20 protein-coding genes are annotated in these 21,814 nt (G+C 64.2%); 10 read left to right on the forward strand and 10 right to left on the reverse strand.

Annotation, left to right across the window (positions count from 1 at the left end; translation table 11 throughout):
• Positions 1 to 54 precede the first annotated feature (54 nt).
• From lpxC to GTK01_RS13835, 6 genes are all read left to right on the forward strand, one after another.
• Complete coding sequence (lpxC, locus tag GTK01_RS13810) at positions 55 to 909, forward strand: UDP-3-O-acyl-N-acetylglucosamine deacetylase (RefSeq protein ID WP_252926617.1); 855 nt, start codon at positions 55 to 57, stop codon at positions 907 to 909.
• 128 nt (positions 910 to 1,037) lie between these two features.
• Complete coding sequence (locus tag GTK01_RS13815) at positions 1,038 to 1,916, forward strand: outer membrane protein assembly factor BamD (RefSeq protein ID WP_252926619.1); 879 nt, start codon at positions 1,038 to 1,040, stop codon at positions 1,914 to 1,916.
• A gap of 13 nt (positions 1,917 to 1,929) precedes the next feature.
• Entirely contained in the window at positions 1,930 to 3,603 is a 1,674-nt protein-coding gene (gene recN, locus GTK01_RS13820) for a DNA repair protein RecN (protein ID WP_252926621.1), read from the forward strand.
• A 68-nt stretch (positions 3,604 to 3,671) separates the two neighbouring features.
• A complete protein-coding gene (ligA, locus tag GTK01_RS13825) occupies positions 3,672 to 5,816 on the forward strand; it encodes an NAD-dependent DNA ligase LigA (RefSeq protein WP_252926623.1) in 2,145 nt (714 codons plus the stop codon).
• 308 nt (positions 5,817 to 6,124) lie between these two features.
• Positions 6,125 to 6,832, forward strand: a complete 708-nt coding sequence (locus GTK01_RS13830; protein ID WP_252926626.1) for an AzlC family ABC transporter permease — start codon at positions 6,125 to 6,127, stop codon at positions 6,830 to 6,832.
• Positions 6,829 to 7,122, forward strand: a complete 294-nt coding sequence (locus tag GTK01_RS13835; protein ID WP_252926628.1) for an AzlD family protein — start codon at positions 6,829 to 6,831, stop codon at positions 7,120 to 7,122. The genes GTK01_RS13830 and GTK01_RS13835 overlap by 4 nt, the downstream gene beginning before the upstream one ends.
• Here the strand turns inward: GTK01_RS13835 and GTK01_RS13840 are convergent.
• Positions 7,114 to 8,946, reverse strand: a complete 1,833-nt coding sequence (locus GTK01_RS13840) for an aminopeptidase P family protein (protein ID WP_252926633.1) — start codon at positions 8,944 to 8,946, stop codon at positions 7,114 to 7,116. The genes GTK01_RS13835 and GTK01_RS13840 overlap by 9 nt on opposite strands.
• 222 nt (positions 8,947 to 9,168) lie before the next feature.
• Here GTK01_RS13840 and GTK01_RS13845 point away from each other — a divergent pair, with 222 nt between their 5' ends.
• Positions 9,169 to 9,354, forward strand: a complete 186-nt coding sequence (locus GTK01_RS13845; RefSeq protein ID WP_252926635.1) for a hypothetical protein — start codon at positions 9,169 to 9,171, stop codon at positions 9,352 to 9,354.
• A 73-nt stretch (positions 9,355 to 9,427) separates the two neighbouring features.
• Here the strand turns inward: GTK01_RS13845 and GTK01_RS13850 are convergent, their stop codons facing one another.
• Genes GTK01_RS13850 through GTK01_RS13860 form a run of 3 tightly spaced genes read right to left on the reverse strand, consistent with a single transcriptional unit; the run spans position 9,428 to position 11,112 of the window.
• Complete coding sequence (locus GTK01_RS13850) at positions 9,428 to 10,300, reverse strand: 50S ribosomal protein L11 methyltransferase (protein ID WP_252926637.1); 873 nt, start codon at positions 10,298 to 10,300, stop codon at positions 9,428 to 9,430.
• Between the two features lie 20 nt (positions 10,301 to 10,320).
• Positions 10,321 to 10,893 (reverse strand): SCO family protein, encoded by a 573-nt coding sequence (locus tag GTK01_RS13855; protein ID WP_252926638.1) that lies wholly within the window; start codon positions 10,891 to 10,893, stop codon positions 10,321 to 10,323.
• Between the two features lie 36 nt (positions 10,894 to 10,929).
• Entirely contained in the window at positions 10,930 to 11,112 is a 183-nt protein-coding gene (locus tag GTK01_RS13860) for a hypothetical protein (RefSeq protein ID WP_252926640.1), read from the reverse strand.
• 51 nt (positions 11,113 to 11,163) lie between these two features.
• On the opposite strand from GTK01_RS13860, the gene GTK01_RS13865 reads away from it, so the two are divergent.
• Entirely contained in the window at positions 11,164 to 11,796 is a 633-nt protein-coding gene (locus GTK01_RS13865) for a DapH/DapD/GlmU-related protein (protein ID WP_252926642.1), read from the forward strand.
• A gap of 161 nt (positions 11,797 to 11,957) precedes the next feature.
• Positions 11,958 to 12,302: a hypothetical protein gene (locus GTK01_RS13870; RefSeq protein WP_252926644.1), complete on the forward strand. Its 345-nt coding sequence runs from the start codon at positions 11,958 to 11,960 to the stop codon at positions 12,300 to 12,302.
• A gap of 49 nt (positions 12,303 to 12,351) precedes the next feature.
• Here GTK01_RS13870 and GTK01_RS13875 read toward each other — a convergent pair whose 3' ends face one another.
• The 3 genes from GTK01_RS13875 to GTK01_RS13885 form a co-directional block, all read right to left on the reverse strand.
• The gene (locus tag GTK01_RS13875) at positions 12,352 to 13,509 is read right to left on the reverse strand and encodes a hypothetical protein (protein WP_252926645.1); all 1,158 of its coding nucleotides are present in this window, start codon (positions 13,507 to 13,509) and stop codon (positions 12,352 to 12,354) included.
• Between the two features lie 186 nt (positions 13,510 to 13,695).
• Complete coding sequence (locus GTK01_RS13880) at positions 13,696 to 16,224, reverse strand: ATP-dependent helicase (RefSeq protein ID WP_252926647.1); 2,529 nt, start codon at positions 16,222 to 16,224, stop codon at positions 13,696 to 13,698.
• Between the two features lie 59 nt (positions 16,225 to 16,283).
• Entirely contained in the window at positions 16,284 to 17,276 is a 993-nt protein-coding gene (locus tag GTK01_RS13885) for a sensor histidine kinase (RefSeq protein ID WP_252926648.1), read from the reverse strand.
• 162 nt (positions 17,277 to 17,438) lie between these two features.
• On the opposite strand from GTK01_RS13885, the gene GTK01_RS13890 reads away from it, so the two are divergent.
• Positions 17,439 to 19,577 (forward strand): PBP1A family penicillin-binding protein, encoded by a 2,139-nt coding sequence (locus GTK01_RS13890; protein WP_252926650.1) that lies wholly within the window; start codon positions 17,439 to 17,441, stop codon positions 19,575 to 19,577.
• Between the two features lies 1 nt (position 19,578).
• Here the strand turns inward: GTK01_RS13890 and GTK01_RS13895 are convergent, their stop codons facing one another.
• From GTK01_RS13895 to GTK01_RS13905, 3 genes are all read right to left on the reverse strand, one after another.
• Positions 19,579 to 20,019 (reverse strand): response regulator, encoded by a 441-nt coding sequence (locus GTK01_RS13895; protein WP_252926652.1) that lies wholly within the window; start codon positions 20,017 to 20,019, stop codon positions 19,579 to 19,581.
• A gap of 10 nt (positions 20,020 to 20,029) precedes the next feature.
• Complete coding sequence (locus GTK01_RS13900; protein WP_252926654.1) at positions 20,030 to 21,124, reverse strand: histidine kinase dimerization/phosphoacceptor domain -containing protein; 1,095 nt, start codon at positions 21,122 to 21,124, stop codon at positions 20,030 to 20,032.
• 142 nt (positions 21,125 to 21,266) lie between these two features.
• Positions 21,267 to 21,749 carry a thioesterase family protein gene (locus GTK01_RS13905; RefSeq protein ID WP_252926656.1) on the reverse strand — a complete coding sequence of 161 codons (483 nt, stop codon included), beginning with the start codon at positions 21,747 to 21,749 and terminating at the stop codon, positions 21,267 to 21,269.
• Between the last annotated feature and the right edge of the window lie 65 nt (positions 21,750 to 21,814).

Genomic DNA, 21,814 nt, shown 5'->3' on the forward strand with positions numbered 1-21,814 from the left:
CTTGTTCATGCCGGCGATCCGGCTATGTTCCGCCGCAAATTTGCGGATGGTGACATGGAACTTCGACGACAGACGACGCTCGCCCGCGAACTTGCGATCGAGGGTATCGGCGTTCATTCCGGGAAGGCGGCGCGGCTCGAACTGCGCCCTGTCGAGGCCGGAGCCGGGATCTGCTTCGTTTCCGCGTCGGGAGAGGGCGGTGTTCGCGTGCGGCCCGAAACGGTAGCCTCGACCGATCTGTCGACGCTCATCGGCGACCCGAAGGGCTTTCACGTCTCGACCGTCGAACACCTGATGAGCGCGCTTGCCGGCAGCGCCATCGACAATGTCGAAATCGCGATCTCGGGCACCGAGGTCCCGATCCTCGACGGCAGCGCAATCGAGTTCGTCACCGCTTTCCAGAAAGCGGGCATCGTGCAGCAGGACCGGACTGTCGATGCGATCCGCGTCATCGCGCCCGTTCGCATCGAGAATGGTGCCGCTTGGGCGGAATTCGTTCCGCATGAGCGCGCGCGCTTCGAGGTCGAGATCGAGTTCCCGTCACCAGCCATCGGCCGGCAGAAGATCGCTTTCGACCTCGAACCCGAGACTTATGCCCGAGAGGTCGCGCCGGCGCGCACTTTCGGCTTCATGCGCGACGTCGAGCGGTTGTGGGCGGCGGGGCTCGCGCTTGGCTCCTCGCTGGAAAATTCCGTCGTGATCGGCGAGGACGATCGCGTCGTCAATCCCGGAGGCCTGCGCTTCGCCGACGAATTCGTGCGCCACAAGGCGCTCGATGCGGTGGGCGACATAGCCGTCGGCGGCCTGGCCGTTATCGGCTGCTATCGCTCGTTCCGCGGCGGGCACAAGCTGAACGCGGGGGCGCTCTCGGCGCTCCTTGCCACGCCCGAAGCCTTCGAGCGGCTTTGACGCAAGCCTTGTGGATTGCGGCGGCTCTGCCACAAAATTGCGCGATTGCGTTCCCATAGCGTTGCTGCCGGCGGGTCCTTATGCTCTAACGCTGGCCTGTTGCCATAAAGATTTTTGCCGGAGGGGCAATGCCCATCGTTACGCTTGAACGCTCGCAGCGCCCGTCCCGGCGTGCCACGTCGCTGGCCCTGCTCGCACCCGTAATCGCGCTGCCTCTCTTGCTGTCGGCCTGCGCGTCGACCGATGACGACATGAATCTCGCCAGCTATGTCGAGAGCGTGGAGCCTGCCGATGCGCTCTACAATCAGGGCCTCGCCAACCTGGAAGCCGGGCGTCTCTCGGAGGCCTCGAAGAAGTTCGAGGCGGTCGACCGCCAGCATCCCTATTCGGAATATGCCCGCCGTTCGATGGTGATGGGTGCGTTCACGCAGTACCGCCAGGGCAACTACCAGGAGGCGATCAACGCCGCGCAACGCTATGTCCAGCTCTATCCGAGCGACCCCGAGGCGGCATATGCGCAGTATATCGTCGGCCTGTCCTACTGGCGCCAGATCAAGGACGTCACGCAGGACCAGAGCGATGCCCGCCGCACGGTCGAGGCGATGGAAGCCGTCGTCCAGCGTTGGCCCGAATCCGAATATGTCGAGGACGCCAACGCCAAGATCCGCTACGCCCGCGATCAGCTCGCCGGCAAGGAGATGCAGGTCGGCCGCTACTATCTCGAGCGCCGCGAGTATGTTGCCGCCGTCAAGCGGTTCCGCACCGTGGTCGAGCAATATGGCAATACGCGCCATGTCGAGGAAGCGCTCGCGCGCCTGACCGAAGCCTATTACGCGATGGGCCTCGCATCCGAGGCGCAGACGGCCGCGGCCGTCCTCGGCCATAACTACCCGGACAGCCAATGGTACGCTGACTCCTACGCCCTCTTGCAGTCGGGTGGCCTGGAGCCGCGCGAGAATGCGGGCTCGTGGATTTCGCGTGCCGGTGCGGCCATCCTCGGAAGCTGACGGCATCGCCTGAATGCTCGCACATCTGTCGATCCGCGATATCGTTCTGATCGAACGGCTCGACATCGACTTCCGCACCGGCCTTTCCGTCCTGACGGGCGAGACCGGCGCGGGCAAATCCATCCTTCTCGATTCGCTCTCGCTGGCGCTCGGCGCACGCGGCGATGCCTCGCTGGTGCGTCATGGTGCGGCGCAGGGCAACGTCACCGCCGTCTTCGACGTGCCTGCCGGCCATTCCGCCCGTGATCTCCTGCGCGACAACGGCGTCGAGGACGAGGGCGACATCATCCTGCGCCGCATCCAGACCGGCGACGGGCGCAGCCGCGTCTTCATCAACGACCAGCCCGCCTCTGTCACGCTCCTGCGCGAAGTCGGCCGCGCGCTGGTCGAGATCCATGGCCAGCACGACGACCGAGCGCTGGTCGACGTCTCCGCCCATCGCGACCTGCTCGACGCCTTTGGCGGTCATGTCGGCGAGGCGCTGAGCGTCGCGCGCGCACACAGGCACTGGCGCGAAAGCGAAAACCTCCTCAATCGCCACCGCGCCAAGGTGGAAGCCGCCGCGCGCGAGGCCGATTACCTGCGCGCCTCGGTGGACGAGCTCGGCAAGCTCGACCCACAGCCGGGCGAGGAAACGCAGCTCGCCGAGCAGCGCGCCGACATGATGCGTTCCGAAAAGATCGCAACCGAGATCAACGACGCGCTCGACGTCCTGTCGGGGCAGGGCTCCGCCGTGCCGCAACTGGCGAGCTTGCTTCGCCGCCTCCAGCGCAAGGCAGAGGAAGCGTCCGCGCTCCTTGATCCGATCATCAAGCCGCTCGACGAGGCGCTGATCTCTCTGGACGCCGCGCAGACCGCTGTCGATGAGGCGTTGCGCGCCATCGAGTTCGATCCGCAGGTGCTCGAACGCGCCGAGGAGCGGCTCTTCGCGCTGCGCGCGCTCGCCCGCAAGCATTCCGTCAGCGTCGACGATCTCGCCGAACTGCGCGACACGATGCTGGCCGACCTTGCCGACCTCGACGCCGGCGAGGAACGTCTGAAGGGGTTGGAAAAGGAGGCGCGCGATGCCCGCGACGCCTACGACCAGAAGGCGCTGCACTTGTCCGAGTTGCGCGCCGGCACCGCCGATCTCCTCACCAGCGCGGTGATGCGGGAACTGCCCGCACTGAAACTGGAACGTGCCGAGTTCATCGTCGAGATCAAGGCCGATCCGGCTGATCGCCGCGAGCAAGGCATCGACCTGATCGAGTTCTGGGTACGCACCAATCCCGGCACCCGCGCAGGCCCGATCATGAAGGTCGCGTCCGGCGGCGAGCTGTCGCGCTTCCTTCTGGCGCTGAAGGTCGCGCTTGCCGATCGCGGCTCGGCCCCGACGCTCGTCTTCGACGAGATCGATACCGGTGTCGGCGGTGCGGTGGCGGATGCCATCGGCGCTCGGCTTGCGCGCCTGTCGCAACGTGTTCAGGTTCTGTCCGTCACCCACGCGCCGCAGGTCGCCGCCCGCGCCTCGACGCACTATCTCATCTCCAAATCCGGCAATGCCGACGGCGTCGCGACGCGCGTCGCCGCCATGGATCACGGCGCACGGCAGGAAGAAATCGCCCGAATGCTTTCCGGCGCGACCATCACCGACGAGGCTCGTGCGGCAGCCAAGCGGCTCCTTTCCGAAACGCCACTCGTCTCCTGACGTTTGTCGGCTTGAGCGGCCGCGCGATCCGGCTATGTTCGCGCCATGCGTCCACCGGAATCTGTTCAATGGCGAAGTCCCCGAAATCCGTCGATGATCTGACAGCACAGGAGGCGTCGGACGAACTGGCGGAGCTCGCTGTCGAGATCGCCCGCCACGATGCGCTCTATCACGGCAAGGACGCGCCCGAGATTTCCGATGCGGAGTACGATGCGCTGCGTCAGCGCAATGCCGCGATCGAGGCGCGTTTTCCCGAACTGGTGCGCGCGGATTCGCCTTCGCTCGCGGTCGGCGCGGAACCCGCCGGCGCATTCACGCCCGTTCGCCACTCGCGGCCGATGCTTTCGCTCGACAACGTCTTTTCCGATGAGGACGTGATCGATTTCGTCCAGTCCGTGCGCCGGTTCCTGTCACTGAAACCCGACGACGAACTCACCTTCACCGCCGAGCCCAAGATCGACGGCCTGTCCATGTCGCTGCGCTACGAAAGCGGCCGCCTCGTCACCGCCGCGACGCGCGGCGACGGCACGACGGGCGAGAACGTCACCGCCAACATTCGCACCATCGGCGACATTCCGAACGAGTTGAAGGATGCGCCTGAGGTGCTGGAAGTGCGCGGCGAGGTCTACATGGCCCGCGAGGACTTCATGGCGCTCAACGAGCGCATGGCCGACAGCGGCCGTGTCTTCGCCAATCCTCGCAACGCCGCCGCCGGCTCGTTGCGCCAGATCGACCCGAACGTGACAAAGACGCGGCCCCTGCGTTTCTTCGCCTATGCCTGGGGCGAGACGTCGGAGGATCTGGCCGCGACTCAATTCGACGCGGTGGCGCGGCTCGGCAAATGGGGTTTCCCGGTCAATCCGCTGATGCAGCGTTGCGCGACCCTCGACGAGATGATCGCCCATTATCGGTCGATCGAAACCAACCGCGCGGACCTGCCCTATGACATTGACGGCGTGGTCTACAAGGTCGACGACCTCGCGCTTCAGGAGCGGCTCGGCTTCCGCTCGCGCAGCCCGCGCTGGGCGACAGCGCACAAGTTTCCTGCCGAAAAGGCGATGACGCGCCTCGAAGCGATTGACATTCAGGTCGGCCGCACCGGCGCGCTGACGCCGGTCGCGCGGCTCGAGCCGGTCACGGTCGGCGGCGTCGTCGTAACCAATGCGACGCTGCATAACGAGGACTACATCAAGGGTATCGGCAACAACGGCCAGCCGATCCGCGAGGGTCGCGACATCCGCGTCGGTGACACCGTCATCGTCCAGCGCGCGGGCGACGTCATCCCGCAGATACTCGACATCCTGCCCGAAAAGCGGCCGGCCGACGCCAAGCCCTACATCTTCCCTGACCGATGCCCCGCCTGCGGCAGCCATGCCGTGCGCGAGGAGGGGGAAGCGGTTCGGCGCTGCACTGGCGGGCTCGTCTGCCCGGCGCAGGCGGTCGAGCGCATCCGCCACTTCGTCTCGCGCAATGCGCTCGACATCGAGGGGCTGGGCGAAAAGCAGATCGAGTTCTTCTACAACCACCCCGACCCCGCATTCCAGATCAAGGCGCCGGCGGAAATCTTCACGCTTAAGGCGCGGCAGGAAAAGTCGCTCGCCAAGTTGGAGAATGTCGACGGTTTCGGCGCAGTCTCGGTGAAGAAGCTCTTTGCGGCGATCGATGAGCGCCGCCGCATCGAACATTCGCGCTTCCTTTTCGGCCTTGGCATCCGCCATATCGGCGAGACCAACGCCAAGCGCCTTGCGCGCCATTTCCTGAGTTTCAAAGCGATGCGTGAGGCAGCGGAAGCTGCAAAAATGCCAGAAGGCAAAGGCGACCTGGGCAATGCCGAATGGCAGGAAATCGTCGGCGTCAACGGCATTGGTGCGGTCGTTGCCGAAGCGCTGGTCGAGTTCTTCGCAGAAGCGCACAACCGCGAGGCGGTCGACGCGCTTCTGACCGAGGTGACGCCGCTCGACGAGGAAGCACCCCAGGCGGTGTCTTCGCCGGTGACGGGCAAGACGGTCGTCTTCACCGGCTCGCTCGAAAAGATGTCGCGCGACGAGGCCAAGGCGATGGCTGAACGGTTGGGCGCCAAGGTAGCAGGATCTGTATCGAAGAAGACCGACCTCGTCGTCGCCGGGCCGGGCGCCGGTTCCAAATTGAAGCAGGCGACGGACTTGGGTATCGAGGTGATCGACGAGGATGAGTGGTTCGCGCGGGTGCGGTAGAAGCGGAGTTGCTGCGCAACCGGTCTTTTCTGAATTGACCCCCACCCTTTGTCCCTCCCCACAAGGGGGAGGGAGGGCATTGGCGTTGCGCTTCATCCTTCAATCCGGGTGGTTCATTGGAAGGCGGGCACGAAGCTGACGAACTCCCTCCCCCTTATGGGGAGGGATAAAGGGTGGGGGTCCCAACCAGGACTCGTTGCGAAGCAACTCCTGAACAAAACCCCACCACCCCATGGTCCTACGACCCAGCCCTCATGGTTCAAGCATTTTCATGTGACAGGGCAGCGATGCCGACCTATGAGGGCGGCATGTCTTTTGCCCAAGAATTCGCGCGCGGCATGCGCAAGAGCCCTCCTGTCGTCCTGTCTTCCGCGCCCTTCGGGCTGCTGTTCGGCGCGCTTGCGGTCGACAACGGTTTTTCGGTCGGCGAGGCGGTGCTGATGAGCGCGACCGTCTATGCGGGCGCGAGCCAGATGGTGGGGCTGGACCTTTTCGGCCAGCATGTCGCACCGTGGCTGATCGCGCTGTCGATCTTCGCGGTCAATTTCCGCCATGTGCTCTATTCGGCCGCGGTTGGCCGGCGCGTGCCGCATTGGGCGCCGGCGCAGCGCGCCTTCGGCTTCTTCTTCCTGGTCGATCCGCAATATGCCGAGGCCGAGCGCAAGGCGGAGAATGGCGAGCGGGTCACCTTCGCCTGGTTCATGGGCATGGCAACGCCGATTTACGTCTGCTGGGTCACAGAGGCATGGATCGGTGCGAGTTTCGGCAGCCTGATCCCGAATACGTATGCGCTCGGGCTCGATTTTCTTTTGCCGATCTACTTCCTGGGCCTCGTCCTGTCCTTCCGTACGCGTCCACTCTGGCTGCCGATCGTCGTCACGAGCGCGGTGGCGTCCATCGCTGCATATGAGGCGATCGGCTCGCCCTGGCACGTAACTGTCGGCGCGGCCGCCGGCATGGCGCTCGCCGCCTTCATGCCGGTAACCGGAAATGGCGATGGCGAGGACGTAGCATGACCACCACCGTCTGGATCATCCTCGCCGGCGCGGTGCTGACGTATTTGTCGCGCATCGGCGGGCACCTCGTCCTGTCCCGGTTCGAGCGCGTCCATCCACGCGTGGAGGCAAGTCTCAACGCCGTGCCTGCGGCCGTTCTGACGACGCTCATTGCGCCCGCCGCCTATCACGGCGGGGCGGCCGAGATCGCGGCCCTTGTCGTCGCCGGCATCGTCGGCTGGCGCAGCGGGATGATGACCATGTTCGTCATCGGCGCCGCCGTCCTTGTCGCAGGCCGCAACCTACTTTGACAGCGGCGCAGTTGATGCCTCCAGCCACGCCCTGACGTCGTCTTCAAGTTGATCGGACAGTTCGGCCGCCACGCGCGCGTGATAGGCGTCGAGCCAGTCGATCTCGGCCTTTTCCAATAGCGCGACGTCGATCAGCCGGCGGTCGAACGGGGCCAGCGTCAGCGTCTCGAAGCCATGCATCGGGATGTCGCCTCCCTCGACCTGCGCAGCATCTTCGACGACGATCAGGTTCTCCAGCCGGATGCCATATTCGCCAGGCCGGTAATAGCCGGGTTCGTTCGACAGGATCATGCCGGGCAGAAGCGCCTGCGTGCCCGTTCGCGCAATGCGCTGCGGGCCTTCGTGGACGGCCAGGAACGAGCCGACGCCGTGGCCCGTGCCATGTGCGAAGTCGAGCCCGGCCTGCCAAAGCGCGCGGCGCGCAAAGGGATCGACGTCCTGCCCGCGCGTGCCTGCCGGAAATCGCAGCGCCGAGATGGCGATCAGCCCTTTCAGGACCAGCGTATAGTGCCGGCGCATCGCTTCCGTCGGCCTGCCGATGGCAACGGTTCGGGTGATGTCGGTCGTGCCGTCCTGATACTGGCCACCGGAATCGACCAGATAAAGTTCGCCCGCTCCTAGCTTGCGGTTGGTCTTGGTCGTCACGCGATAGTGGATCACCGCGCCGTTGGGGCCAGAGCCGGAAATCGTGTCGAAGGAGATGTCGCGCAGTGGCATCTGCACGTCTTCGCCGGCCTTCACGCGGGCCGATTCCAGGCGGCTTGCGACCGATATTTCATCCACCGTGCCCGGATCCTGCGCGTCGAGCCAGGCGAGAAAGCGCACGACCGCAACACCGTCGCGCTTGTGGGCGGCGCGGGAACCGTTCAGTTCCGCTTCGTTCTTGCAGGCGCGGGGCAGCCGCGCGGGGTCGGGCAGCTCGATCGTCGCGCCGCCGGCCGTCTCGATCGCCCCGCGCAGCCATTCGGCGGCAAGCTGCGGGTCAAGACCGACTTTTGCACCGTCACCGGCCAGCGTGCGCAGGGCAGCTTGCAGCGCCGCAGGGGCGTGGAGTTCGGCAAGCTGCGTCAGATAGGCCCTGGCCTCGATGCCGAGCTTTGCTTGTTCGATGAAAAGCGACGGGCGGCCTTCCGCCGGGACGATGGCGAATGCAAGCGCCAGCGGCGTATGCTCGACATCGGCCCCACGGATGTTGAAGAGCCAGGCGATCGAGGACGGATCGGTCAAAACGGTATGCGTCGCGCCGCCCTCGCGGATCGCCTTGCCGATGCGCACGATCTTGTCCTTGGCCAGTTCGCCGGCAAAGCCGACCGGCTGAATCGCGACCGCGCCCGTCGGCGCTTGCGGCTGATCGGTCCAGATCGCGTCGATGGGATTGCTATCGAGCGCGACGAGTTCGCCGCCGGCCTTCTCGCAGGCCTTGCGCAGCGCTTTCGTCTCAGCGATCGTGTGCAGCCACGGGTCGAAACCGAGCCGTGTGCCTGGCTTCAGATTGGCCTCGATCCACTTGGCGGGCGGCGTATCGATGAGGCTCTCATAGCCGAAGATTTCTGCGTCCGTCTGGTCGCGGACCTGCAGCGTGTAGCGGCCGTCGACGAAGATCGTCGCTCTGTCGCTCAGAACGATTGCCGCGCCGGCCGAACCGGTGAAGCCCGTCAGCCATTTCAGCCGGTCGGAGCGTGCGGCGACATACTCGCCCTGATGCTCGTCCGCGCGTGGCACGAGAAAGCCGTCGATCCCCCGCCTTGCCAATTCAGCGCGCAGCAGCGGCACACGCTCGGTGCCTTGGGAGGAATCGGCATGGCTATCGAATGTCTGGAACATGGTTGCTCGCATCGGGTGTGTCGGCGATCCATAGCGCGCCCCATGGAACCGCGAAACCCTTATACGAGGCCGCCTGGATTGACGCACCGCAGCATTACAGCTTCGCATATGCAAAAAGAGATGGAAGCCATGCAGCATCGGTACTGGTGAGAAAGGTCAGCAATGCTTACCTTCTTGCTCGTGGAGGACACATTCTTCCAACCGGATCAAGGAGAAGACGATATGGCAAATGCAGCAAAGCGCGGGTTCTTCCGCGGCGCAATGGACGCCCTCGTCGAAGCACGTTCGAAGCAGGCGACCCGTTACGTGAACAGCGCGCTCCTCATGCTCGACGACGAGACGCTTCGTTCGCACGGCTACACGCGTGCCGAACTGAGGAAGAGCGCAGGCGGCTCCTACCTCTACTAGACGACACAATTTCGCCCCAGGGGCGACATCGGGGGAAAGGGCGGTCCGGGGGCGGGCCGCCCTTTTTCTTTGGTCAGCGCTTCAGATGCAGCGCCACCCATCCCTCGCGGCGAATGGTGCGCACATGGCGGAAGGACTGGCCGACATAGGCCGCGATCACCGCTTCGCGCTGACGCTCGAGAATCCCCGACAGGATCAGCGAGCCGTTCGGCGCGATGTTGCGCGCCATTTGCGGTGCGAGCGTCATCAAGGGCCGCGCGAGAATGTTCGCGACGATCAGGTCGAAAGGCCGCCATCTCGCGAAGACATGGTGGTGAAAGCCCGCTGCCGTCACCGTGTCGACATAGGCATGGGCGTGGTTCAACCTCACATTCTGGCGCGCGACATCGACCGCGATGGGGTCGATGTCCGTCGCCAGCACCGGGATGCGGCAGAGCTTCGCGAGCGCGATCGCCAGCACGGCGCTTCCTGTTCCAAGGTCGAGCGCTGTGCGCGGGCGTTCGCGGCGCGTGACTTGCGTAATCAGTTCCAGGCAGCTGGCCGTCGTGCCGTGATGGCCGGTGCCGAAGGCGAGGCCCGCTTCGATCTCGATCGCCAAGTCGCCGATGCGACGCTTGTCGCGGTCATGCGCGCCATGAACGAGAAACCGGCCCACCCGAACGGGCTTCAGCCCTTCAAGCGACTTCGCGACCCAGTCGATGTCGTCGAGGTTTTCGCGTTCGAGCGTCGCGCCGGGCGCGTGGGCCTTCACCACATCCGCGATGCGGGCCTCCAGCCCATCCGGCTCGCCGTCGACATAGACCGACACCTCGTCGATGCCGGCATCCTCGTCGAGCTCGAAGATCGAGATCGGGAAGCCGTCATCCTCGAGAAGCGTTTCGAGCTGCCTGTAGGCGGCTTCGGCGTCCTTCTTCGCGGCGCTGAAGTAAAGTCGGGTCTGGGGCACCGCGTCGTCCTTTGGTGGTGTCAGCTCGCTGCCAGGCGCTTCAGCTTGGCGACGGCGTTTTCGGGATTCTCCCCATAGGCGATAGTGCCCATGAAGTCACCCGAACTGTCGAGGAGCAGGATCGAGGCAGTGTGGTCCATCGTGTAGTCGCCGCCCTCCAGTTCCACCTTGCGCATGAAGATGCCGAAGGATTTCGCCATCGCCTCGATCTTTGCCGGCTCGCCCGTTATGCCGGTGATGCGGTCGGAGACGTTGCCGACATAGGTATTGAGGATTTCGGGCGTGTCGCGCTCAGGGTCGACCGAGACGAAATAGGCGCGGATGTTCTCACCTTCCTCGCCGAGCTGGTCGAGCCACCCATCCATCTCGTAGAGCGTCGTCGGGCAGATTTCGGGGCAGTGCGTGAAGCCGAAGAAAACCGCGGATGGGTGCCCGCGGAAGGCGGCTTCGGTGATCTCCTCGCCGCGCTGGTCGACCAGCGTGAACGGCTCGCCGAAGGAACGCGCGACCGTCCGGTTCGCATACCAGTCGAAGCTGATCCAGCCGACGGCAGCAGCCACGATGATTACGCTTGCAACGAGAAGGGTCCGCATGTCGGCAGTCGTCCGTTAGGATTCGTGAAATCGAGGTCAGAAGCACCAGGCGAGGCCGGTCTCGGTCATGGCCATGAAGATGCGCGCGCCGCTGTCGAGCCAGCCGGCGAAGGCAAGCCCGGTCGCCGCCGAAAGCGCGAGCGCGCCGGCGGCGAGGAAAAGCGGTGTCGCGATCCGGTTTCTGGTCATCAGATGGATATAGCGGCAGCGCGGCGGCACTGAAAGATGTCATCTTGCCGCCGTCCGGCGGTCCACGTACACGCTTTTGCGATGACCGCCTTCCTGCCGCACGATTCCGAACCGAAGATCCACACGACGGCCGAGCTCAAGGGCTGTCGTCTCGGGCGCTTCGTTTCTGTCGGCTCTCGGGTCCTGCTGCGCGACGTCGAGGTCGGTGACTTTTCCTATTTCGAGCGCCATGGCGAGGCGATCTACACGACCATCGGCAAGTTCTGCTCAATCGCTGCAAACGTGCGCATCAATGCGCTCGAACACCCGATGGAACGCATAACCACGCACAAGATCACCTACCGGCCGAACGAGTATTTCCGCTTCCACGGCGTCGATGCCGGTTATCGGGCGCATCGGCAGGGCGCACGCGTCACCATTGGCAATGATGTCTGGATCGGTCATGGCGCCGTCGTCATGCCCGGCGTTTCGATCGGCGATGGCGCGGTCGTCGGTGCCAATGCCGTCGTCACGCGCGACGTACCTGCCTATGCCGTCGTCGCCGGAGGGCCGGCACGCATTCTGCGCCAGCGATTCCCGGCCGATGTCTCCACGGCACTGGCAAAGATGGCGTGGTGGGACTGGCCGTACGAGAAACTGGCCGAAGCGCTGCCGGACATGCAGCAGCTTTCGATCGAAGCGTTCGTTGCCAAGTATCGATCCGATAAGGTTTGATTCAAATGGCGCACATTAAGGTCAAGGCGAAAGGTTAATCGGCTGTTTATCGGTTGTATTAATGAATTGCTGCAATTCAAGATTGTATAGCCGGCATTGTTGTGGCCTCCTCATCTTCGGAAGCGAACCGAACCGATGCGAACCAGAGAGGAGAAGTCCACATGAAGTCTTTCATCATCGCCACGACCGCAGCTCTTGCCATGGCTCTTTCAGGTGTGTCGGCACATGCCGGCGGATGGGGCGGCGGCGGCAACAAAAACTCGCACAACTATTCGAGCGGGCTCGTCAACGTCTCGCCGTCGGTCCGCACCGGCAACCTCAACCTGCTCAACGGCACGTCGGTGCTCAACAACTCGCCGATCGCGTCGGGCAATGTCGTCTCGGGCATTCTGAGCGGCAACAAGACCGGCAACGGCATTGCCAACGGCAACGGCATTTTGGGCGGCACGCTCGGCATTCTTGGCGGAAACTCCAGCAAGTACTCCGTCCGCAAGGGCCGCCGCTAAGGCAAATCCCGATTGAAGAAACGGGCGGCTTCGGTCGCCCGTTTTCGCATTAAAGGCGGGTTCGAACCGCGACGGACGCGTCCAGCCGGTCCTTGGCGAAATCGATGACCGGCGCGCGGGTCTCGAGATAGTCGAGACGAAGGACGAGCGTCACCTTTTCGGAAGCCCGCCAACCAACTTCGCCATAGATGCCGCGGCGGTCCTCGCTGTAGTCGAGAACGAGATTGTCGCGTACCTCGAAGAAGACGCCGGTCGACAAGGCGAGGTGTTCGGCGAGCGGCCATGCGATCTGCGCTTCTGCCCGACGCACCCAGGAAGCCAGAAGGTCGTCGGTGTCGGCGCTGTCGAAACCGGTACGCAGCGCGCCGCGCAGTTCCAGGCCCGCAACCGGCGCGACGGCCGTCGCCTCGATGGAGGGGCGCACGACGTCGATCAGGTCGAAGGAAGCGCGCAGCCATTCACTGCCGACCGCGAGGGCCAAGGCATGGCCAGCCTCGTTTTGCCAGCCGATCTCGCCGCGAAGCCGCAGACGGTCGAGGTCGACCGGCTCGTCGAAAACTGCCGAGAAAATCGTCCGCTCGACCGTTGCCCTCACGCCGGTCTGCAGCGGGCCATCCGTCCGCGTCAGCGCCTGGCTCGCGAAGAAGCGATCGCGATCCGGCTCGAACCGCAAGGCTGGCAAAAGATCGTCCTCGAAGACCGTATCGCGTGCGCGCTCGCGAAACCCCTTCACCTCGGTGGTCGAGACCAGCGAAGGCGTCAGCCGCAGGCCGATCACCGCACTGGCGCCGCCGCTCGTCTTTGCTGTTTGCGTCCCGATCGCCAGATCCTCGATCACCAGCGCGTCGCCCTCGCGGATGTGCCGCAGGAAGAGTGTGCCGCGCAGTTCGAGGTCCTGCGACGGGCGAAGCGTCGTCTGCGTCTCGATGCCGCCGGCGGCGTCGTTCTCGATGGTAAAGCTGTCGTGGCGGCGCAACTCGCCATCGAGCGTGATCCGCGTCTGGCCAAGCGCGTGGTCGATGTCTCCGCCGACGGTCCCGCGCATCAGCGTGTACCAGTCGGATACCCCGAGCGGCTCATCCAGCGCATTGTCGGTGAAGTGGCGCGAAAGGGAGAGTTCTGTCCGGATGGGCGAAGCAGCATCTGCCTCGGACTCTGCCGCAATGCCGGACAGGAACAGAAGGGGAGAGAGTAGCGCAAGACGCATGTGGCCTCGGACGATCTGTCCGGGGGACCCGAAATCCCTTCCGCCGCGGGGGTGGTGAGCGGAAGGGATCCCGGAGTCGAACCGCCCGGAAGCGGAATGTGCAAGGCACCATTGCCGTGCAGGCCAACGATGTCACCTGCAACTTAAAAGTGTATTAAAATTGGAAAATGCAACCTTCGGACGCGATCACGCTGCCGTGACAAATCCGTCAAGCACGCGCTTCTGGCCTGCCTTGTCGAAGTCGATCGTCAGCTTGTTGCCCTCGATCGCGGCGATGTTGCCGTTGCCGAACTTCTGATGGAATACCCTGTCACCGACGGAAAATGCCGAGGGCGTGTCAGCGACCGACTTCGCGACCAGTTCGCCTTCGATCGTGCGAGCCTTGACTGATCCCCGCCCGGCGCCGAAGCCCGAATCCGGCTCGCCATAGCCGATCCGTTCCACCTGATGGCCGGAGCGGGAGCCCCAGTTGCGGTCGGTCGCCTCGGTCCTGTTCTTTTGCGCGCGCTGCCAACCGGGCGTCGCATAGGTGTTGGAGAACGACCCCTGATCGTCGAAGCGCGAGGCGCCGTAAGGGTTGCGCCGGCCGCCAAAGCTGTCGCCATGGCCGATGCCGTAACCGCCGTAATTGCTGTTGCCGCTCTCGGCCACCTCGACATGCGCGTCGGGTAGTTCGTCGAGGAAGCGCGACGGGATCGTCGATTGCCAGAGCCCGTGGATGCGCCGGTTCGAGGTGAACCAGAGATGCAAATTCTTTTTTGCCCGCGTGAGGCCGACATAGGCGAGGCGGCGTTCTTCTTCGAGACCGGAGCGCCCGCCCTCGTCGAGTGCGCGCTGGTGCGGAAAAAGCCCTTCTTCCCAGCCGGGCAGGAAGACGGTGTCGAATTCGAGACCCTTGGCCGAATGCAGCGTCATGATGGAGACGGCGTCCATCTCTTCCTGCTGCTCGGCATCCATGACCAACGCGACGTGCTCGAGGAACGAACGCAGCGACTCGTAATCCTCCATGGAGCGGATCAGCTCCTTGAGGTTGTCGAGCCGGCCCGGCGCCTCGGCCGAACGGTCGTTCTTCCACATCTCGGTGTAGCCGCTCTCCTCGAGGATCGTCTCGGCGAGTTCGGTGTGCGACATGGTTTCGAGCGAGGTCTGCCAGCGCGCGAAATTGGCCGCGACCTCGCGCAAGCTGGCCCGTGGCTTCGGCTTCAGTTCGTCGCTTTCTGCGAGCTTGGAGGCCGCCTCCAGCATCGGAATGCGAAGCGCGCGCGCCGTGTCGTGGATCTGGCGGATCGTCGCCTCGCCGAGCCCGCGTTTCGGGACATTGACGATGCGCTCGAAGGCAAGGTCGTCGGCGGGCTGCGCGACTACCCGGAAATAGGCCATCGCATCGCGGATTTCGGCCCGCTCGTAAAAGCGCGGGCCGCCAATGACGCGGTAGTTCAGGCCGAGCGTAACGAAGCGGTCCTCGAATTCGCGCATCTGGAACGACGCACGAACAAGGATGGCCATGTCGTTCAGATTGTTGCCCTTGCGCTGCAGGGACTCGATCTCGTCGCCGAGCGCGCGCGCTTCCTCTTCCGAATCCCACGCGGCGTGGACCATGACGCGCGGATCGTCCGGATCGGCCTTTTCGGTGAAGAGCGTCTTGCCGAAGCGGCCCTCATTGTGCGCGATCAGGTGCGAGGCGGTGCCGAGGATGTGCGAGGTCGAGCGGTAGTTGCGCTCGAGCCGGATGACGGTCGCGCCGGGAAAGTCCTTGTCGAAGCGCAGGATGTTGTCGACCTCGGCCCCGCGCCAGCCATAGATCGACTGGTCGTCGTCGCCGACACAGCAGATATTGGGTGCGACGCGCGAGCCGTCCGGCGCCTGCGGCCGCTGCGCCAGAAGCCGCAGCCACATATATTGCGCGGTGTTCGTGTCCTGATACTCGTCGACGAGGATGTAGCGGAACTTCTCGTTATATTCGCGCAAAACATCGGGGTGTGCCCGGAAGATCCGGATGGGGTGGCACAAAAGGTCGCCGAAATCGCAGGCGTTGAGCGTCTGAAGACGGTCCTGATAGGCTTTGTAGAGTTCCCGGCCCTTGCCGTTGGCGAAAGCGCGCGCATCGCCTTCGGGGATGTCTGCCGGTCCCAGCCCCTTGTTCTTCCAGCCGTCGATCATCTGCGCGAACTGGCGCGCAGGCCAGCGCTTGTCGTCGAGGCCTTCTGCCTGGATCAACTGCTTGATCAGCCGCACGACGTCGTCGGTGTCGAGAATGGTGAAGCCCGATTTCAGGCCCGCGAGTTCGGCATGGCGGCGCAATATCTTGACGCCGATGGAGTGGAACGTGCCGAGCCATGGCATGCCCTCGACCGCTTCGCCGACAAGGACGCCGATACGCGTCTTCATCTCGCGCGCGGCCTTGTTGGTGAAGGTCACGGCGAGGATCTGGCTGGGATAGGCGCGGCCGGTCGACAGGATATGCGCGATGCGCGTCGTCAGAACCCGCGTCTTGCCGGTGCCGGCGCCGGCGAGGACGAGCACCGGGCCTTCCGTGGTTTCAACTGCCAGGCGCTGCTCGGGGTTGAGGCCGGAGAGGTAGTCGGGCGCGTTGGGGCGGCGCGCGGCCATGGCACGCGCGGCGAGCCCTCCGCCCTGAGGCTGGGGCGCTGGGGCAGGGCGTCGGGGACGGTCGTCCTCGTCGAAGAAGGGAATATCGTCGGGAAATCCGGACATGGTCCCTGCAATGTAGTGATTCGGCCCCGAAAGACCAGAACGCGAGCGGATCGCTTGCGTCAGGCGTGCGGGAAGACGAGCCGCGTCACGGACCCGCCGTCGTTCTCATACGCGATCTCGCCGTGGAGACTGCGCGCGAAGCCGGCCATGATGCGATGCCCGAGCCGGTCGCTCGTCGCCGGGTCGAAACCGTCGGGAAGGCCCGGGCCGTCGTCGGAGACGATCAGTGCCAGGCGGTTGTCGCCGATGCCAACCAGGCGCACGTCGATCCGCCCGTCCTCGCGCCCCTCGAAAGCATGCTTCAACGAATTGCTCACGGCCTCGATCAGCACCAGCGACAGCGTCATGACGCGCTCCACCGGCAGCGCGATGTCATCGGCGGCGACGTTGCATGTGACGTGCCTGCGCCCGGATGCGTCGACGAGGTCCTGGCAGATAGCGCCGAGCGATTCCGACAGGCGCTGCGTCTTCGTTTCCGGGTCGTAGAGCCGGCGGTGGACGCGCGACAGCGTTTCGAGCCTGAGGCGCGCATCCTCTAGCGCCTCGGCCGCTTCGGGGTTGTTGCTGAGGCGTCGCTTGTGGATGCCCAGCAGACTGGAGACAAAAGAAAGATTGTTGGCGATGCGGTGCTGCAGTTCCTGGAACAGGGTCCGCCGCTCCTCTGCCAGCATGGAAGCCTCGGCCTCCTGGCGCTTCGACCGTTCCACCGCCACGTTCATGAGATGGATGATGGCGATGTCCACCGCCACCACCACTATGAAGAAGCCGAGCGCGACCAGCGCGGGACCGCTTAGCTGGAAACTCGAAAAGGGCGGGATGAACCAGTACCAGGCGGCAAGCGTCGACAAGGCGGCGCAGGCGATGCCCTGCCGCGTGCCGCCGAGAAACGCGGTCAACATCACCGCCGGGAAGAAGGTCAGGAACGGGAACCCGCTCGGCAGGTAGGAATCGACGGCAAAGCGCACACCGAGCCCTGCAGCAAAGCTGGCGAGCGCAAAAATCCAGCCGAAATAGGGGGTGCCGCGCAGTCGGGACGCGTATTGGAAAATCATTGAATGCCGGAAAGGGATGAATGAAGACTTTCAACTTCAGGTATGTTGGAAGCTGGTCTTCGCGTCAATCGCTCCTGCCGCCAAATGATCGGCGAGGCCGGTGGCTTTCGCGCGCGTTCTGGCATAATCGAAGGCCAGGGACGGTGCGAACCGAGAGCAGCAATGGACGACAGCCACAGGTCGGGCGAAACCGACAGGCCCGCAGAGGCGCACCAGGGGCAGCGTGACGCGGAGGGCCGGCCTGGCTTCAGCCGCAGCGCGCGCGCCGCTTCGGCGCTGGGCGCGGCGCTGCGTGCCGAGCTTGGTGCGTCCATCCGTGCCGCATCGTCGCGCTGGCGCGGGAGACGGGCGCGGACTGCCAACACCGACGCGCCCGCGGCTCCCTCGAAAGGCTTTGGACGCCACCGCAACCGCATTCTTGGCGCGCTCGCCGTCGTCGCGGTGGCCGGTCTGGTCCTGGTCGCCGGCATCTTGTGGTGGGCGCTCCGCGACGTTCCGTGGGAGGAGATCGCGGACGGCTCGATCGCGCCGGTCGTGGTGCTCGAGAGTGCTGACGGCTCGCCGCTGGTTCAGGAAGGGCCTTACCAGGGCGCCTACACCCGTCTCGATGCCTACCCGCAGCACCTCCTCGACGCCGTCCTCAGCATCGAGGATCGCCGCTTTTACGATCATTGGGGTGTGGACTTCCGCGGCATCGCGCGCGCATTCATGCGCAATCTGAATGCGGGCGAGGTGGTGCAGGGCGGCTCGACCATTACCCAGCAGCTCATCAAGATCTCCTATCTGGAGCGCGACCGCACTTATCGCCGCAAGATTCAGGAACTTGTCATCGCCTTCTGGCTAGAACGCCGGCTGGGCAAGGACGAGATCCTGACGCGGTACCTGAACAACATTTATCTGGGCGCCGGCGCGACCGGCGTGCCGGCCGCCGCGCGCATCTATTTCGACAAGGAGCCAGCCGAACTCGACCTCAGCGAATCGGCCATGATTGCCGGGCTGATCATCGCCCCTTCGGTCCTCAACCCGATTGCCAATGCCGAGCGCGCCGAGCAGCGCGCGCGCGTGGTGCTCGACGCCATGGTCGCCAACGGCAAGATTTCCGCCGAAGAAGCGGCGGCCGCGAAAGCAGCCTACGCCCAATTACAGCCGACGCGCCCGGCGACGCGCTCGGGAAGCTGGTTCGCCGACTGGGCGATGCGCGACGCGCGCGAGATTGCCGCCGATTATCGCGGCACGATCAGCGTCACGACGACGCTCGAGCCGCAATTGCAGTCGGTCGCTGACCGCGTCTTGCGCGAGGCGCTGGACGGCGCCGGAGAGGGCGGGCCGGGGCAGGGCGCGCTCGTCGCGATGGGACCGGACGGCGCGGTGCTTGCCATGGTCGGCGGCCGGAACTACCAGGAAAGCGCCTTCAACCGCGCCGTCGATGCCCTTCGCCAGCCCGGTTCCACCTTCAAGACGTTCGTCCTTCTCTCGGCACTTCAGGCCGGCATCGACGTGCGGGTGCTTGTCCCCGACGAGCCGATCACGATCGACGGCTGGACGCCTGAGAATTTCGGCGGTCGCTACTACGGGCTGGTGCCGATCTATGAAGCCTTCGTGCGTTCGCTCAACGCCGCGATGGTGGTGTTGGCGCAGGAGGTCGGCATTTCCCATGTGGCGGCTGCGGCGCGCGATCTGGGCATCGATGCGGAACTGACGGAAACGCCCGCCCTCGCGCTCGGCGCCTCCGAAGTCACGCTCATCGATCTGACCGGCGCCTATGCCTCGATCCTCGCCGGGGTGGCGCCTGTCGAGCCGTGGGGGATCGTATCCTTCCGCACCGACGAGACGGGCGAAGCGTTCCGCGTCGGTCCGACGCGCCGGCCGGACATCGACATATCGCCTTTCCAGAACGACCTGATCAGCCTGTTGAGCATGGTGGTCGAGCAGGGCACGGGACAGGGCGCGCGCGTCGACGGATTTGCCGCCGGCAAGACAGGTACCAGCCAGAACTACCGCGACGCCTGGTTCGTCGGTTTCACCGAGAACCTCGTCGTCGGCGTATGGGTCGGCAATGACGATGACACGCCGATGAAGGGAGTGACTGGCGGCGCGCTGCCAGCGGGCATTTTCAAGGCTTTCGTCGATGGCACCTCGATCGAGGCGCTCGCCGCGCAGGAAGAGCGCGAGGCGGGCGACGGCGCACTCGCCGCGCAAGCCTGCAACGTGCAGGCCTGTTCGCGCGCCTATCGCTCGTTCCGCGCGTCGGATTGCAGCTACCAGCCCTACAACGGACCGCGCCAGCTGTGCGAGCGTTGAACTACCGCGTTGCCCATTGCGACGCGTAGTGCGGCGAGAGCACGAAGCCGACCGGCAGCGAGCTTGCAGGCGGCGGTTCGCGCACACCCTCCTTCAGGTAGACGAGTGCCGCCATCAGGCCGTTCATCGTGTAGGGCTTTTCAATCACGCCGATCGCTCCGGCATAATTTTCGGGCAAGCTGCGCGGATTGGCGGTCATGAAAACGGCCAAAGAGCGTCCGGCGTCGCGGATATATTCAGCGATCCGTAACCCCGTTGGGCCATCCGCCAGGTTGAGGTCGACGAAGGCCAGGTCGGCCGAGCTTTCGTCGACGAGTGCCTTGGCTTCAGCGAAATTCGTTGCCCAGCCGACGACGATGTTGCCGCTGTCTTCGAGCAGGCTTTCCAGCTCCATTGCAAGAAGCGCCTCGTCCTCGACGATGATCACTTTCAGCGGCTCCATTTGCATTCTCCTATGGCGACGGCTGCTTGGGCGCGTCGTCCTGTGGCAGTTCGATGACCGCACGCGTGCCCGGTGCAATGTCGTTCCACGAAATCTGGGCCTTCAACTGGCGGCTCAGCGATTGGATCAGCCGCGTGCCGAACGAACCCGAGGTATCCGGTTCGCCCATGCCGGACCCGTTGTCCTCGATTTCGATACGAAGCCACCCATCTGTCTTGGCGATGCGCGTCGTCAGGATCGGATAATCCTGCCCGTCAAAGGCATGCTTCAGAGCGTTGGTGACGAGTTCGTTGACGATGAGTGCCAGTGGCGCGGCCCTTGATGCGGTGATCTCGACCGAGTCGAGTTCGAAACGGGTTTCCATCTTCGCGTATTTGGAGGCTGCGACGACGTCGCCCACGAGATCCTTTAAGAAATCACTGACCTCGAACCGCGCGACGTCATCGGATTGGTAGAGCCGACGATGAACGGTTGCGAGGGCCTCGACACGCGCGAGCATGTCTTGCAGCGACTGGCGAATGTTCTCGTCGGGGATTGCCCGCGCCTGCATCACGATCAGCGATGAAACCATCTGGAGATTGTTCTTCACCCGATGATCGACCTCGTGCAGCAGCGCCGTCTTCGCCTCGAGCGCGTCCTGAAGTTCGGACGTGCGTTCGGCGACGGCCTTTTCGAAGCGGTCTTTCTCCCTGATCGCGTGCTCCTCGGCCCGTTTGCGCTCGGTGATGTCGAGTTGGGAAGCGAAATAGAACTGAAGTTCGCCTGCTTCGTTGCTTACCGGGCTGATGTAAAGCGCGTTCCAGAACGTCGAGCCGTCCTTGCGGTAGTTCAGGATGTCGACGTTTACGGCCCGGCGCTCTTTGATCGCCTGGCGAATGGAATTGATCGCTTCGGGGTTGGAGTCCGGGCCTTGCAGAAACCGGCAATTATTGCCGATGACCTCGTCGCGCTCATAGCCCGTGAGTTTCAGAAAGGAATCGTTGGCGAACACGATCGGATTGTCGTCATGGCGGGGATCGGTGATGATCATCGCCATGCGCGTTGCGCGGATCGCAGCGGCGAACGGATCTCCCTTGCCCTTTTCGGCATGAAGATCGTCGGTCATGTGCCATGCTTCGGGGCTTTCTCCCCTCGATTTCCAGTCCATGTCCCGCCAGCCCTGAGAAGTACAGTCGATTCTGGCGGTTAACGGTGGCCATGGCGAATTTGTTGCATCGACGCCACAAGCTATTAGGAAAGAGATTCTATCAAGACTTCCGCTTGATTCCGATCGAACGCCCCGCGCGCTCCGATTTGGGCAGGGCGGCATGGGCCTCCTGCATCGCCTTCATGTTCGCCAGAATGTCGTCCGGAAAGTGCGCGACCTTCGGTCCGTTCATGTCGACATGCAGCGTCAGCACTTCGCAGGTTGCCGCAAGCCAGCCGTCGACGTGGCGCAGTTCCTGATAGCCGTGGAAGCGCTTTTCGTCGAAGTCGAGCAACTGGAAGGTGCAGGTCACCTTGTTGCCCAGGTGAAGTTCGCGCACGTAGCAGACATGAATTTCGGCCGTGTAGGTGGTCAGCCGGCGTTCCTTGGCATAGTCCGGCCCCATGCCCAGCATGGCGAACGCCTCGTCGGAGCAGCGATCGAACAGCACGTTGTAGTAGGCCATGTTGAGGTGACCGTTATAGTCGATCCAGTCCTTCTCGACCTCCATCACGCGTGACACTACGGGCGCTGCAATCGACATGTCGGTGGTTCCTCCTGTTGAGTTTTGGACTTAGGGTCCAACGCAAATCGAAACCGATTTGCACG

Source organism: Aliihoeflea sp. 40Bstr573 (assembly GCF_024105655.1).
Lineage (GTDB): Bacteria > Pseudomonadota > Alphaproteobacteria > Rhizobiales > Rhizobiaceae > Aliihoeflea.

Excerpts from the sequence above, each read along its gene's own strand:
- lpxC (WP_252926617.1), top strand. The coding sequence starts at position 55 with ATGGAACTTCGACGACAGACGACGCTCGCCCGCGAACTTGCGATCGAG.
- GTK01_RS13815 (WP_252926619.1), top strand. The coding sequence starts at position 1,038 with ATGCCCATCGTTACGCTTGAACGCTCGCAGCGCCCGTCCCGGCGTGCC.
- recN (WP_252926621.1), top strand. The coding sequence starts at position 1,930 with ATGCTCGCACATCTGTCGATCCGCGATATCGTTCTGATCGAACGGCTC.
- ligA (WP_252926623.1), top strand. The coding sequence starts at position 3,672 with ATGGCGAAGTCCCCGAAATCCGTCGATGATCTGACAGCACAGGAGGCG.
- GTK01_RS13830 (WP_252926626.1), top strand. The coding sequence starts at position 6,125 with ATGTCTTTTGCCCAAGAATTCGCGCGCGGCATGCGCAAGAGCCCTCCT.
- GTK01_RS13835 (WP_252926628.1), top strand. The coding sequence starts at position 6,829 with ATGACCACCACCGTCTGGATCATCCTCGCCGGCGCGGTGCTGACGTAT.
- GTK01_RS13840 (WP_252926633.1), bottom strand. The coding sequence starts at position 8,946 with ATGTTCCAGACATTCGATAGCCATGCCGATTCCTCCCAAGGCACCGAG.
- GTK01_RS13845 (WP_252926635.1), top strand. The coding sequence starts at position 9,169 with ATGGCAAATGCAGCAAAGCGCGGGTTCTTCCGCGGCGCAATGGACGCC.
- GTK01_RS13855 (WP_252926638.1), bottom strand. The coding sequence starts at position 10,893 with ATGCGGACCCTTCTCGTTGCAAGCGTAATCATCGTGGCTGCTGCCGTC.
- GTK01_RS13865 (WP_252926642.1), top strand. The coding sequence starts at position 11,164 with ATGACCGCCTTCCTGCCGCACGATTCCGAACCGAAGATCCACACGACG.
- GTK01_RS13870 (WP_252926644.1), top strand. The coding sequence starts at position 11,958 with ATGAAGTCTTTCATCATCGCCACGACCGCAGCTCTTGCCATGGCTCTT.
- GTK01_RS13875 (WP_252926645.1), bottom strand. The coding sequence starts at position 13,509 with ATGCGTCTTGCGCTACTCTCTCCCCTTCTGTTCCTGTCCGGCATTGCG.
- GTK01_RS13880 (WP_252926647.1), bottom strand. The coding sequence starts at position 16,224 with ATGTCCGGATTTCCCGACGATATTCCCTTCTTCGACGAGGACGACCGT.
- GTK01_RS13885 (WP_252926648.1), bottom strand. The coding sequence starts at position 17,276 with ATGATTTTCCAATACGCGTCCCGACTGCGCGGCACCCCCTATTTCGGC.
- GTK01_RS13890 (WP_252926650.1), top strand. The coding sequence starts at position 17,439 with ATGGACGACAGCCACAGGTCGGGCGAAACCGACAGGCCCGCAGAGGCG.
- GTK01_RS13895 (WP_252926652.1), bottom strand. The coding sequence starts at position 20,019 with ATGGAGCCGCTGAAAGTGATCATCGTCGAGGACGAGGCGCTTCTTGCA.
- GTK01_RS13900 (WP_252926654.1), bottom strand. The coding sequence starts at position 21,124 with ATGACCGACGATCTTCATGCCGAAAAGGGCAAGGGAGATCCGTTCGCC.
- GTK01_RS13905 (WP_252926656.1), bottom strand. The coding sequence starts at position 21,749 with ATGTCGATTGCAGCGCCCGTAGTGTCACGCGTGATGGAGGTCGAGAAG.